The organism is Streptomyces antnestii, from assembly GCF_004005495.1.
GTDB classification, from domain to species: Bacteria; Actinomycetota; Actinomycetes; order Streptomycetales; family Streptomycetaceae; genus Streptomyces; species Streptomyces antnestii.
Genome location: NZ_RZYA01000007.1, coordinates 1 through 11,877, shown reverse-complemented (window position 1 = coordinate 11,877; position 11,877 = coordinate 1). Strand labels below are relative to the sequence as shown.

12 protein-coding genes and 1 pseudogene are annotated in these 11,877 nt (G+C 72.0%); 10 read left to right on the top strand and 3 right to left on the bottom strand.

Annotation, left to right across the window (positions count from 1 at the left end; translation table 11 throughout):
- Positions 1–58: 58 nt before the first annotated feature.
- Positions 59–328 carry a hypothetical protein gene (locus EOT10_RS16375; protein ID WP_127828957.1) on the top strand — a complete coding sequence of 90 codons (270 nt, stop codon included), beginning with the start codon at positions 59–61 and terminating at the stop codon, positions 326–328.
- A 75-nt stretch (positions 329–403) separates the two neighbouring features.
- Here the strand turns inward: EOT10_RS16375 and EOT10_RS16370 are convergent, their stop codons facing one another.
- A complete protein-coding gene (locus EOT10_RS16370) occupies positions 404–1,060 on the bottom strand; it encodes a TetR/AcrR family transcriptional regulator (RefSeq protein ID WP_127828956.1) in 657 nt (218 codons plus the stop codon).
- Between the two features lie 124 nt (positions 1,061–1,184).
- Between EOT10_RS16370 and EOT10_RS16365 the strand changes: the two genes are divergently transcribed.
- From EOT10_RS16365 to EOT10_RS16355, 3 genes are all read left to right on the top strand, one after another.
- Complete coding sequence (locus EOT10_RS16365) at positions 1,185–1,745, top strand: NAD(P)H-dependent oxidoreductase (RefSeq protein ID WP_127828955.1); 561 nt, start codon at positions 1,185–1,187, stop codon at positions 1,743–1,745.
- Positions 1,746–2,091: 346 nt separating this feature from the next.
- Positions 2,092–2,541, top strand: coding sequence for an STAS domain-containing protein (locus EOT10_RS16360; protein ID WP_127828954.1), 450 nt, complete (start codon positions 2,092–2,094; stop codon positions 2,539–2,541).
- Between the two features lie 182 nt (positions 2,542–2,723).
- Positions 2,724–3,572, top strand: a complete 849-nt coding sequence (locus EOT10_RS16355) for a SigB/SigF/SigG family RNA polymerase sigma factor (protein WP_127828953.1) — start codon at positions 2,724–2,726, stop codon at positions 3,570–3,572.
- A 25-nt stretch (positions 3,573–3,597) separates the two neighbouring features.
- Here EOT10_RS16355 and EOT10_RS16350 read toward each other — a convergent pair whose 3' ends face one another.
- Positions 3,598–4,176, bottom strand: coding sequence for a TetR/AcrR family transcriptional regulator (locus EOT10_RS16350; RefSeq protein ID WP_127828952.1), 579 nt, complete (start codon positions 4,174–4,176; stop codon positions 3,598–3,600).
- Between the two features lie 285 nt (positions 4,177–4,461).
- On the opposite strand from EOT10_RS16350, the gene EOT10_RS16345 reads away from it, so the two are divergent.
- The 6 genes from EOT10_RS16345 to EOT10_RS16320 all read left to right on the top strand — a co-directional run bounded on the left by EOT10_RS16345 (position 4,462) and on the right by EOT10_RS16320 (position 11,632).
- Positions 4,462–5,028: a 2Fe-2S iron-sulfur cluster-binding protein gene (locus EOT10_RS16345; RefSeq protein WP_127828951.1), complete on the top strand. Its 567-nt coding sequence runs from the start codon at positions 4,462–4,464 to the stop codon at positions 5,026–5,028.
- Positions 5,025–6,044: an FAD binding domain-containing protein gene (locus tag EOT10_RS16340; protein ID WP_127828950.1), complete on the top strand. Its 1,020-nt coding sequence runs from the start codon at positions 5,025–5,027 to the stop codon at positions 6,042–6,044. Before EOT10_RS16345 ends, EOT10_RS16340 begins: the two co-directional genes overlap by 4 nt.
- Positions 6,041–8,173 carry a xanthine dehydrogenase family protein molybdopterin-binding subunit gene (locus tag EOT10_RS16335; protein ID WP_127828949.1) on the top strand — a complete coding sequence of 711 codons (2,133 nt, stop codon included), beginning with the start codon at positions 6,041–6,043 and terminating at the stop codon, positions 8,171–8,173. The genes EOT10_RS16340 and EOT10_RS16335 overlap by 4 nt, the downstream gene beginning before the upstream one ends.
- Positions 8,166–9,275 carry an XdhC family protein gene (locus EOT10_RS16330; RefSeq protein ID WP_127828948.1) on the top strand — a complete coding sequence of 370 codons (1,110 nt, stop codon included), beginning with the start codon at positions 8,166–8,168 and terminating at the stop codon, positions 9,273–9,275. The genes EOT10_RS16335 and EOT10_RS16330 overlap by 8 nt, the downstream gene beginning before the upstream one ends.
- A 295-nt stretch (positions 9,276–9,570) precedes the next feature.
- On the top strand, positions 9,571–9,774 hold the full coding sequence (locus tag EOT10_RS16325) for a cold-shock protein (protein WP_100598391.1): 204 nt from the start codon (positions 9,571–9,573) through the stop codon (positions 9,772–9,774).
- A gap of 325 nt (positions 9,775–10,099) precedes the next feature.
- On the top strand, positions 10,100–11,632 hold the full coding sequence (locus EOT10_RS16320) for a DEAD/DEAH box helicase (RefSeq protein WP_127828947.1): 1,533 nt from the start codon (positions 10,100–10,102) through the stop codon (positions 11,630–11,632).
- A gap of 84 nt (positions 11,633–11,716) precedes the next feature.
- Here the strand turns inward: EOT10_RS16320 and EOT10_RS16315 are convergent.
- A pseudogene (locus EOT10_RS16315) lies at positions 11,717–11,877 on the bottom strand (electron transfer flavoprotein subunit alpha/FixB family protein); the annotation flags it as partial.

Genomic DNA, 11,877 nt, shown 5'->3' with positions numbered 1-11,877 from the left:
CGGTACTCCGGGTAGTGCTCCGCGTGCACATTCGGACCGGTTGGATCATTCTGGAGGTATGGCCAAAGGCGCGCCGGTGAGCGTGTACCCGCCTTCGCCGGACGGCGGTCGACGGGTGACGATCCGCGGTGCCGACGTGGGCACCGCCTACAACCTGCTCGATGTCCTGGAATTCCTGCACACCGCGGGCCTTCCCAAGACCGACACGACCATCGACGACCCGGAACTCATCGACTGGCACAGCGCGGGACCGGACTACTGGGGGCCGGACGGGCCGGAGAACGGCCCCGGAGACGGCCCTGCAGACGGCTCGGATTCGGCTCCGTGACCTGACCTGACCTGAGCTGAGGAGCGGCGGCGGTCTGCCCCGCCTCGGCGCTGCCTGCCCCGGGTCAGGCCCGGGTCAGGATGTCGTTCCCGCCACCCGGTCCACCAAGTCGTGCCAAGCCGCCTCCACGCGCTCCAGCGGCATGCCCCGCCCGACCGTCAGATGGTGCACGAGCGCCGCGTCCGTCGTGGCGAGCAGCGTGTGGGCGAGGAGATCGGTGTCACCCGTCACGCCTGCCTGGCGCAGCAGCAGCATGACGTGGGTGTGGCGCAGGCGGGCCGCGGGGACCGCGTAGTTGCGCCGGGGGTCGGTGCGGGCGGCGAGGATCAGCTCGTGGTGGTCCCGCTCGTGGCGGACGAGCGTGGGCCCGAAGGCGTGCAGGCGCTCCAGGGCGGGCGCGTCCGGGCCGAGCGGCGGCGGGCCCGTCAGGAACGCGGCCTGAAGCAGCTGCTCACGGTGGTCCAGGAGGGCGATGAGCAGCCCGGTGCGGTCGCCGAAGCGCCGGAAGACGGTCCCCTTGCCGACGCCGGCGGCGGACGCCACCGCCTCCATGGTCAGGTTCGCGGCCCCGCACTGCGCCATCAGGCACGACGCGGCCTCGAGGAGGCGTGTGCGGTTGCGGGCGGCGTCGGCGCGGAGCGCAGGCCCCTCGCCGGCGGGGGTGAGGGTGAGGTCGGTCGGTCCGCCCAGGGCGCCGGGCGTCGTGTCGAGAGGGGGGATCGGGCCGGTCATGGGTTCAGCGTAGCGCCGGAAATCAATAAGTGGACCGCGGTCCGGATTGGTGGTACAACTTTAAACGGACTTCGGTCCGGTTGGGCCGCGTATGAGATCCGTTCGCACTTATCTGGAGTTCGCCATGTCTGTTCGTATCCTCGCCCTCGTCGGCAGCCTCCGTGCCGGTTCCCACAACCGTCAGCTCGCCGAGGCCGCCGCCAAGCACGCCCCCGCCGGCGTGGACATCGACATCTTCGAGGGCCTCGCCGACGTGCCGTTCTACAACGAGGACGTCGACGTCGAGGGAAGCGTCCCGGCCGCCGCCGTGCGCCTGCGTGAGGCCGCCGCCCAGGCCGACGCCTTCCTCCTCTTCTCGCCCGAGTACAACGGCACGATGCCGGCCGTCCTGAAGAACGCGATCGACTGGCTGTCCCGTCCCTACGGCGCCGGCGCGATCTCCGGCACGCCGGTCGCCGTCGTCGGCACCGCGTTCGGCCAGTACGGCGGCGTGTGGGCGCAGGACGACGTGCGCAAGTCCGCCGGCGTCGCCGGTGCCAAGGTCCTCGAGGACGTCAAGCTGTCCATCCCCGGCTCGGTGACGCGCTTCGCCGAGACGCACCCCGCCGACGACGCCGAGGTCGCGACCGCCCTGACCGAGGTCCTCGGCCGCCTGAGCGAGCAGGCCACCGCCGCCGCGGCCTGACCCTTCCTGGCGTAACTGCGGCCGGAGGCCCGGGACGAGAACCGTCCCAGGCCTCCGGCCGCCGCCGTTTTCGGGCGGCGCCCCACCGGTCGGGCCTCGAAGTGGACGGCGGGGCGTCCGATCGCCGTGTTCGCCACCGGACCGGTGACGCGCCGCGCGATCCGAGGCATGGTGGGAGGCACCTCGCCGCATCGGCCGCCCGGCAGCCGTGCCGACCGTGCACCGGGGCCCGCCCCGGCCTGATCGCTTCTCCCCGGGAACACGCGTCCGGCCCGCGCTCCGATGCCGCCGGTGTGGGCGAGGCCCGACGTCAAGGGCCCTCGTACGCCCGCCCGATGGAGGTGCGATGTCCACGCAGAGCCACCGCTTGATCATCACCGAACTGGCGAGCTGCGACGGCTGCGCGGTGCTGCGGGTCAGGGGCGAACTCGACCAGAGTGGCGAGGAACTCTTCCTGGGCACGCTCGGTGCCTGCGTCGACGCGGGTCACCCGTACCTCGTCCTCGACGTCACCGCGCTCACCTTCTGCGACTCGCGGGGCCTGTACTGCCTGCTGGCCATGCGGTGGCTGCTGGACCGCAGGGGCGGCCGACTGCTGCTGGCGGGGGCGGGGCGGCGGCTGACCGAACTGCTCACCCAGACCGGCAGTGTCGAGCTGCTGCCCGCCCAACGGTCCGTGGGCCAGGCCCTGTTGTCGCTCCCCGCGTCCCACCGCCCGGTCTGGCCGCCCGCGGCGAGTCCCGAAGCCTTGGACGACGGCCCCAGACCTCCGCGGCCGCGGCCGCCCTCACCGTGACCGAACACCCGCCCCCCCCGCAGGCCCGCCTGCCGAACACCCACCTACCGCACGCCCGCCCACCGGTGAGCGCGGGCCCGACGGTGCGTCATGTCACGGGAGTAGCACGGCACGGGCCGGGTAGCAGCCCGTTCACGACGCGCTCCGTGTCAGGGGTGCCCTGATCGTTTCGGGGAGAGACGATGGCGACCACGCCCCGCACCACGAAGGCCGCCCCGTCCGCCCCGCGAGACCTCCCGCCGCTGCCCGCCGACCCGGCGAGCGTCGACACCACGCACGCGAGGGCACTGTCGAAAACCCTGTTCGCGCGGCTCGACTCCCTGGAGGAGGGCACCGCGGAGTTCTCCTACGTACGCAACTCCCTGGTCGAACTCAACCTCGCCCTGGTCCGCTTCGCCGTCGGCAGGACGGGCGTGCGCGGTCAGTCGTACGAGGACGTCGTCCAGGTGGGCACGATCGGGCTGATCAAGGCGATCAACCGGTTCGACCCCGGACGGGGCGTCGAGTTCCCCACCTTCGCCCTGCCCACCGTCCTCGGAGAGATCAAGCGGTACTTCCGCGACAGCACCTGGGCCGTACGCGTCCCGCGCAGACTCCAGGAGCTGCGCATCGACCTGACCAGGGCCTCGGCCCACCTCGAACAGACCCGCGGACACGCGCCGACCGTGCCCGAACTCGCCGCGCATCTGGGCCTGTCCGAGGAAGAGATCATCGAGGGCCTGGTCGCCGCCAACGGCTACCGCGCGTCCTCCCTGGAGCATCCGAACGACACCGGGGACCCGGAGGAGACACTCTCCGGCCACATCGGATTCGCGGATCCCGGCCTGGAGAAGGTCGAGGACCTGCAGACCCTCCAGCCGCTGGTGGCGGCGCTCCCGGCCCGCGAGCGCAGGATCCTCGCCCTGCGCTACGGCGCGGACATGACCCAGAGCGCGATCGGCGAGGAGCTCGGGATCTCGCAGATGCACGTGTCCCGCATCCTGTCCCGCACCCTGAGCCGCCTTCGCGCCGCACTCGTCCACGGCAGGTAGCCGACGGGACCGCACGGAACGTGTCTCAGGACCCCGGGGCGCCGGTGCGCAGGCCGTCCATGACGAGGTCGAGCAGCCGTCCGGCGCGAGTCTGCCAGTCGCCGTGCGGATCGATCTGCCAGAGGCCGGCGATCGCGAGCAGGAAGTCCTCCGGGGTCACCCCCGGGCGGATGGTGCCCGCGTTCTCGTTCGCCTCGAGCAGAAGCGTCACGGCCGACGTCACCGGGCCGTGGCTGAGGCCCGCCAGGCTGCTGCCGCACGCCGTGGCCTTGCGCAGCGCGTCGGCGAGGCCCGCCTTCGCCATGGCGTACCGGGCGAGGCGGTCCATCCAGGCGCGCAGCGCCTCCTCGGGCGGGCGGGTCTCCAGGAGCTGGGACGCGGTGTCGGCGACCTGCTGCACCTCGTGGCGGTAGATCTCCAGTACGAGGGACTCGCGGTTCGGGAAGTTCCGGTAGAACGTGCCCTGCCCGACGCCCGCCTTCTTCGCGATCGCGCTGAGCGGGGCGTCCGCCGACCGCGTCAGCTCGGCCAGCGCCACTTCCAGGATGCGGTCGCGATTGCGCTGCGCGTCGGAGCGCAGCGGCGCGCCCTTCTTCTGCTGCACCCGTCCCCCTTCCGGGAATCGCGAACCGGTACGCCCTCGCTGATACGGCCTTGCTGATACGGCCTTACTGATACGCCTTGCTAAGCGGACAGCTGTCCGTTAGGTTTTCTGAGGAGCGGACACCTGTCCGCTTAGGTCCACCATAGCGGCAGACCCGGCTCGAGTGGACAGCCGGTCGCCGGCGCAAGCGGTTTTTCGGCCGACGAGGACGCGCCGCACCCGGAATCCCGACATTCCTCCCGCTACGCACAGCCCTCGCACCCCATGAGCGAAAGAAGGCTGATCATGGCCCCATCGACGTCCAGCGTCATCACGCTGAACATCAATGGCGAGAAGTACACGCTGCCCGTCGACCACCGCACCACCCTGCTCGACGCCCTGCGCGAGCGCCTCGAACTGCCGGGCACCAAGAAGGGCTGCGACCAGGGCCAGTGCGGCGCCTGCACCGTGCTCGTCGACGGCCGCCGCGCCGTCTCCTGCCTGCAGCTCGCCGTCGCCTCCGAGGGGCGGGCGATCACCACCATCGAGGGCGTGGCGGACGGCGACGGGCTGCACCCGGTGCAGCAGGCCTTCCTCGACCTCGACGGATACCAGTGCGGCTACTGCACGCCGGGACAGATCTGTTCGGCCATCGCCGTGATCGAGGAGCACGCGGCGGGCTGGCCCAGCGCCGCGACCACCGACGTACGGCCCGAAGCGGGCGTCCCGGAGCTGACCGCCGACGAGATCCGCGAGCGGATGAGCGGCAACCTGTGCCGCTGCGGCGCGTACGTGTCGATCGTCCAGGCCGTCGCCCGCGCGGCGGCGGCCGGCACCAAGGGTTCGACCGAGGGCACGGAGGCCATGGCATGAGGGAATTCGGCTACCGGCGGGCGTCCGACGTCCCCGGCACGGTCGCGCTGCTCGGGTCCGAGCCCGAGGCGCGGGTACTCGGCGGCGGCACCAACCTCGTCGACCTGATGAAGACCGGCGTCGAGCGCCCCGGACTGCTCATCGACGTACGGGAGTTGCCGCTCGACCGCATCGAGGTGTCGGACGACGGCGGACTGCGGATCGGCGCGACCGTCACCAACAGCGATCTCGCGGCCCACCCCGAAGTACGGCGCCGCTACCCGGCGTTGGCCGCGGCCGTCCTCGCCGGCGCCTCGGGCCAGCTGCGCAACATGGCCACCGTCGGCGGGAACCTGCTCCAGCGCACCCGCTGCGGCTACTTCACCGACGTGACCAAGGCCTGCAACAAGCGCACCCCCGGCAGCGGCTGCCCCGCCGTCGAGGGCGAACACCACAACGGCGCGATCCTCGGCGCCACCGAACACTGCGTGGCCGTCCATCCCTCCGACATGGGGGTCGCGCTCGCCGCCTTCGACGCCGTCGTCTCCTATGAAACGGCGGAAGGCACCGGCGAGTTGCCGCTCGCCGACTTCTACCTGGCCGTGGGCAGCACCCCGCACCTGGAGACCGCGCTGCCGTCCGGCGCGCTCATCACCGCCGTCACGCTGCCGCCGGCCCCGGTCGCCGCCCACTCCCGCTACCGCAAGGTGCGCGAGCGCGCGTCCTACGCGTTCGCGATCGGCTCGATCGCCGCCGCGCTCGACGTCCGGGACGGCGTCGTCCACGAAGTGCGCCTCGCCTTCGGCGCGGTGGCGTCCCGGCCCTGGCGCGCCAGGGAGGCCGAGCGGGTGCTGACGGGCGGCCCGGCGACCGCCGAGGCGTTCGCCGCCGCAGCGGACGCCGAACTGGCCGCCGCGAAGACACTGCCGCACAACGGCTACAAGGTGACGCTGATGCGCAACCTCGTCGTCGCCATGCTGACCGAGCTCACCGAGCCGACTGAGCCGTCCGAGCCGACCGAGGGGGCCGCACGATGACCACGACGACCACGAACGTCCCGGTGACCGGCGCCGTCGGCACCTCGTACACGCGCGTCGAGGGCCGCGACAAGGTCACCGGGGCGGCCCGGTACGCGGGAGACGTCCCCTTCGCCGAACTCGCCCACGGCTGGCTGGTGCTGTCCACCATCGCCCGCGGCCGGGTCCTCTCCGTCGAGTCGGACACCGTCCGCGCGATGCCGGGAGTCCTGACCGTCCTGCACCACGGCAACGCGCCGCGCGTCGACGGGGACTACATGGGCATGCTCGGGCGGCCCGACCCGATCGTCGAGGTCTTCCAGCACGACCACGTGCCGTTCGTCGGCTGGCCGGTGGCCCTGGTCGTCGCCGAGACCTCCGAGCAGGCCAGGGAGGCCGCCGAGGCACTGGTGGTGCACTACGAGGAGGAGCCGCACGACGTCGAGTTCTCCTCCGCGCACCCCGGCATCTACACGCCGGACGGCAGCCTGGTGGAGAAGGGTGACCTCGCGGCCGGACTCGCCGCGTCCGCCCACCTCGTGGACGAGGAGTACACCACCCCCGAAGAGCACCACAGCTCGATGGAACCGCACGCGGCGATGGCCCGCTGGGACAACGGACGCCTGGAGGTCGTCGACTCCAACCAGGGCAGCACCTGGGTCGCGCAGGAACTGGCGAAGCTGTTCTCCCTCGACCCGGACTCGGTACGGGTACGGTCCGAGCACGTCGGCGGCGCATTCGGGTCCAAGGGCGTACGCGTGACCCAGATCCTCGCCGTGATGGCGGCGACCGCGCTCGACCGCCCGGTCAGGGTCGTGATGACCCGGCGCCAGATGTTCTCGCTCGTCGGCTACCGCAGCCCCACCGCCCAGCGTGTCCGGCTCGGCGCCGACGCCGACGGACGGCTGCGCGCCCTCGACCACCAGGCGCACTCCCTCACGTCGACGGTCCACGAATTCGTCGAGGGCAGCGCCGGGTTCGCCCGTCCGATGTACGCCTCCGACGCCCATCGCAGCGTCAACCGCGTGGTCCGCCTCGACGTGCCGACCCCCACCTTCATGCGCGCGCCCGGTGAGGCTCCGGGATCCTTCGCCATGGAGTCCGCGCTCGACGAACTCGCCGAGCGGTGCGGCCTCGACCCGATCGCGCTGCGCGCCCGCAACGAACCCGACGTGGGCCCCGTCTCCGGGCTGCCGTTCGGCTCCCGCAATCTCCTGGCCTGCTTCGAGGAAGGGGCCCGCAGGTTCGGCTGGGCGGACCGGGACCCGCGCCCCGGCCTGCGGCGCGACGGGCGCTGGCTGCTCGGCACCGGCGTCGCCGCCGCCACCTTCCCCGTGATCGTCATGCCGTCCACGGCGGCCGTGACCGCGGAGGCCGACGGCACCTTCACCGTCCGGATCACCGCGTCGGACGTCGGTACGGGCGCGCGCACCGCGCTGACCCTGCTCGCGGCGGAGACCCTCGACGTTCCCGGGGAACGCGTCCACGTACGCATCGGCGACAGCGACTTCGGCCCGGCGGCGATCTCGGGCGGCTCCATGGGCACCCGCTCCTGGGGCTGGGCCGTCACGGCCGCGGCCCGCGACCTGCGTGAGCAACTGGCCCTCGGCGGCGACATCCCGCCACAGGGCATCACCGTCCGGTCCGACACCAGCGCCGCCGTCGGCACGCTCGCGGAGCGCGAACGGCACTCCTACGGGGCACAGTTCGCCGAGGTCGCCGTGGACATCACCAGCGGCGAGGTGCGCGTCCGGAGGATGCTGGGCATCTTCGCCGCGGGCCGGATCGTCAACCCGCTGACCGCGCGCAGCCAGCTCGTGGGCGGCATGACCTGGGGCCTGTCCATGGCGCTGCACGAGGAGGCCATCAGGGACCGGGCCACGGGCGGCCACGTCGGCGCCGACCTCGCCGGCTACCACTTCGCGGCGAACGCCGACGTACCGCTCATCGAGGCGGACTGGGTCGACGACCCGGACGCGGACGACCCCGTCGGGATCAAGGGCATCGGCGAGATCGGCATCGTGGGCGCCGCGGCGGCCGTCGCCAACGCGGTCTGGCACGCGACCGGCGCCCGCCACCGGCACCTGCCGATCCGGCCCGACCGCGTCCTGTCGGCCGGGGCACCGGCCGCGGGGGACAGCGATGCTTGACATCGCCGACGAGCTGGACCGCTGGACCGGGCAGGGCCGGGACTTCGCCGTCGCCACCGTCGTCTCGGTGGGCGGCAGCGCACCCCGCCCGCCCGGCGCCGCCCTCGCCGTCGACAGCGAGGGCACGGTCATCGGTTCGGTCTCCGGCGGCTGCGTCGAGGCGGCGGTCTACGAGCTGTGCGCCCAGGCGCTCCAGGACGGCGTCACCGTCCTGGAGCGGTTCGGCTACAGCGACGAGGACGCCTTCGCCGTGGGGCTCACCTGCGGCGGGGTCATCGACGTCCTGGTCACGCCGGTGCGCGCGGACACGCCCGACCGTCCCGTTCTCGCGGCGGCCCTCGCGGCCGCCGCGCGGGGCGGCACGGCCGCGCTCGCCCGCGTGGCCCGCGGCCCGGCCGACCTGCTGGGCAGAGCACTGCTCGTCCACGCGGACGGATCGTACGAGGGAGAGCTCGACGGGGACACCGGCCTCGACCGCACCGTGGCCGCCGAGGCGCGCGCCCTGCTCGCCGCCGGCCGGACCGGCACCTTCCACCTCTCGGCGAGCGGTACCCACTGCGACACCGACCTGACGCTCTTCGTCGAGTCGAGCGTGCCGCCGCCCCGGATGATCGTCTTCGGAGCGGTCGACTTCGCGGCGGCACTGGTGCGCGCCGGCAAGTTCCTCGGCTACCACGTCACGGTGTGCGACGCCCGCCCCGTCTTCGCCACGCGGGCCCGGTTCCCGTCGGCGGACGACATCGTGGTCGAGTGGCCCGACCGCTATCTGAAGCGCACCACGACAGACGACCGCACGGTCCTGTGCGTGCTCACCCACGACGCGAAGTTCGACATCCCGCTCCTGGAGGTCGCGCTGCGGCTGCCCGTCGCGTTCGTCGGGGCGATGGGCTCACGCCGCACCCACGAGGACCGCGACGCGCGGCTGCGCGAGGCCGGCCTGACCGACGAGGAGCTGTCGCGCCTGCGCTCGCCGATCGGCCTCGACCTCGGCGCCCGCACGCCCGAGGAGACGGCCCTGTCCATCGCGGCGGAGATCGTCGCGGCCAGGCAGGGGGGCACGGGCCTACCCCTGACGGGCTCGCGCACACCGATCCATCATTGAATATTCGCCTACGGAGACCCTGGATTTTGCTCAATGTGGAGTGAAGGTGCGGGTGAAGGCCGATGACGACGCGCGAAATATTCCGGCGCACCGTGCCCTGAAGCTCGTTCCGTGCTACTGTTGATGTCAGTTGCAGTTGTGGTTCCCATAGATACTTCAAGTGCCTTAGGTGACTTCACGTTGCCGGGCACTTTTCTATTTCCGGATGCAGTTTTCCGGGCGGGGCAATCATTGCGGCGACGCCGAGGCTCGCACAGTGCGGGCTTCGGGCACTGCCCCGAAGGAGAATTTGCATATGGCTACTGGCACCGTGAAGTGGTTCAACTCGGAAAAGGGCTTCGGCTTCATCGAGCAGGAGGGTGGCGGCCCCGACGTCTTCGCCCACTACTCGAACATCGCCACCCAGGGCTTCCGTGAGCTTCAGGAAGGCCAGAAGGTGAACTTCGATGTGACGCAGGGCCAGAAGGGCCCGCAGGCGGAGAACATCGTTCCCGCCTGACGCTGAAGCGTTGAGCACAGCTGGTACCCGCACCCTCGTGGTGCGGGTACCAGCTCGTTGCTGTTTGAGGGGTTTCCCGCCCGGGTAGGCACGTCCACCGGGTGACACACCACCCCCGCGGGGTACGCACGACCCGCACCTCATTGGCCCGGCCCGTCCGAGATCCGGCCGCCGCACGGAATCCCCGTATTCCTCCATCAGGCGCCGCCATTCTCCGCACCGGCGCGCCGGCTGATTTTCAGTCTGTTATTCGGCTCGTTCTTGCAATTCGTCCGGCGCCTCCGCCGGGAATTCCTCGATACGTGCCATATCGAGGAAGGTTCTCTTGAACCGTTCAGCTCGCACGAACGACCGTTACTCCAACCCCCGCCGCGGATCCGCCGGCGGCGACCGGGGCGCCCGGTTCCGCCCGCAGGGCCAGGGCCAGGGACGACCCGGCCAGGGATCGCGTGGCCCGGGACGCAGGCCCGCCGCGCCGCAGGGTGAGTTCGCTCTCCCCGTCACCGTCACCCCCGCGCTCCCCGCCGTCGAGACGTTCGACGAGCTCGACCTGCCGGCCGAGATCCTCAAGACACTCACCGGCCTCGACGTGACCGTGCCGTTCCCCATCCAGGCGGCCACCCTGCCGAACTCCCTCGCCGGCCGGGACGTCCTCGGACGCGGGCGCACCGGATCGGGCAAGACCCTCGCCTTCGGCCTGGCGCTCCTCGCGCGCATGGCCGGTCAGCGTGCCGACGCCAAGCAGCCGCTCGGACTGATCCTCGTCCCCACCCGGGAGCTCGCCCAGCAGGTCACCGAGGCCCTCACCCCGTACGCGCGGTCGCTGAGGCTGCGGATGGCCACCGTCGTCGGCGGCATGTCCATCGGCCGCCAGGCCAGCGCGCTGCGCGGTGGCGCCGAGGTCGTCGTCGCGACGCCCGGACGCCTCAAGGACCTCATCGAGCGCAAGGACTGCCGCCTGGACCGGGTCAGGATCACGGTCCTGGACGAGGCCGACCAGATGGCGGACATGGGCTTCATGCCGCAGGTCACCGAGCTCCTCGACCTCGTGCACCCGGAGGGGCAGCGGATGCTGTTCTCCGCCACCCTCGACCGCAACGTCGACCTGCTGGTGCGCCGCTACCTGAACGACCCGGTCGTCCACTCGGTCGACCCGTCGGCCGGCGCCGTCACCACGATGGAACACCACGAGCTGCACGTGCACGGCGCGGACAAGCTCGGCGCCGCCACCGAGATCGCGGCCCGTGACGGGCGCGTCATCATGTTCCTGGACACCAAGCACGCCGTCGACCAGTTCACCAAGCACCTGCTCGGCAGCGGTGTGCGGGCGGCCGCACTGCACGGCGGGAAGTCCCAGCCGCAGCGCACCCGGACCCTCGCCCAGTTCAAGGCCGGTACGGTCTCGGTGCTCGTCGCCACGAACGTCGCGGCGCGCGGCATCCACGTCGACAACCTCGACCTCGTGGTCAACGTCGACCCGCCGAGCGACCACAAGGACTACCTGCACCGTGGTGGCCGGACCGCCCGTGCCGGTGAGTCCGGCAGCGTCGTCACCCTGGTCCTGCCGAACCAGCGCCGCGACATGAGCCGCTTGATGCGCGACGCCGGTATCCGTCCGAAGATCACCCAAGTCCGTTCCGGCGAGGCCGAGTTGAGCCGGATCACCGGCGCGCAGGCGCCGTCCGGCGTTCCGATCACGGGCGGCGCGCCGGCCACGGAGAAGCCCAAGCGCGGCGGCGCCCCGTTCCGTGGCATGGGCTCGCGTCCCGGCCGCGCGGGTGGCGGCTCGCGCCAGTCCGCCGAGGCCCGCCAGCTCGCCGAGGCCCGCAAGGCGGCGCGGGTCCGCCGCGCCGGGTGACGCGTTTCGCACGAAGGCCGGAGGCCCGGGGACCGAATCGGTCCCCGGGCCTCCGGCCGTTCTGCCGCTGCCGCCGGTGAGAGGTCAGCCCTTGCGGGTGTTGATTTCCTGGGTGAGTTGGGGGACGACGTCGAAGAGGTCGCCGACGATGCCGTAGTCGACGAGGTCGAAGATGGGGGCTTCGGCGTCCTTGTTGACGGCGACGATGGTCTTGGAGGTCTGCATGCCGGCGCGGTGCTGGATGG

What these genes read in the sequence shown, in the direction of transcription:
- EOT10_RS16375 (WP_127828957.1), top strand. Translation starts at nt 59, where the DNA reads ATGGCCAAAGGCGCGCCGGTGAGCGTGTACCCGCCTTCGCCGGACGGC.
- EOT10_RS16370 (WP_127828956.1), bottom strand. Translation starts at nt 1,060, where the DNA reads ATGACCGGCCCGATCCCCCCTCTCGACACGACGCCCGGCGCCCTGGGC.
- EOT10_RS16365 (WP_127828955.1), top strand. Translation starts at nt 1,185, where the DNA reads ATGTCTGTTCGTATCCTCGCCCTCGTCGGCAGCCTCCGTGCCGGTTCC.
- EOT10_RS16360 (WP_127828954.1), top strand. Translation starts at nt 2,092, where the DNA reads ATGTCCACGCAGAGCCACCGCTTGATCATCACCGAACTGGCGAGCTGC.
- EOT10_RS16355 (WP_127828953.1), top strand. Translation starts at nt 2,724, where the DNA reads ATGGCGACCACGCCCCGCACCACGAAGGCCGCCCCGTCCGCCCCGCGA.
- EOT10_RS16345 (WP_127828951.1), top strand. Translation starts at nt 4,462, where the DNA reads ATGGCCCCATCGACGTCCAGCGTCATCACGCTGAACATCAATGGCGAG.
- EOT10_RS16340 (WP_127828950.1), top strand. Translation starts at nt 5,025, where the DNA reads ATGAGGGAATTCGGCTACCGGCGGGCGTCCGACGTCCCCGGCACGGTC.
- EOT10_RS16335 (WP_127828949.1), top strand. Translation starts at nt 6,041, where the DNA reads ATGACCACGACGACCACGAACGTCCCGGTGACCGGCGCCGTCGGCACC.
- EOT10_RS16330 (WP_127828948.1), top strand. Translation starts at nt 8,166, where the DNA reads ATGCTTGACATCGCCGACGAGCTGGACCGCTGGACCGGGCAGGGCCGG.
- EOT10_RS16325 (WP_100598391.1), top strand. Translation starts at nt 9,571, where the DNA reads ATGGCTACTGGCACCGTGAAGTGGTTCAACTCGGAAAAGGGCTTCGGC.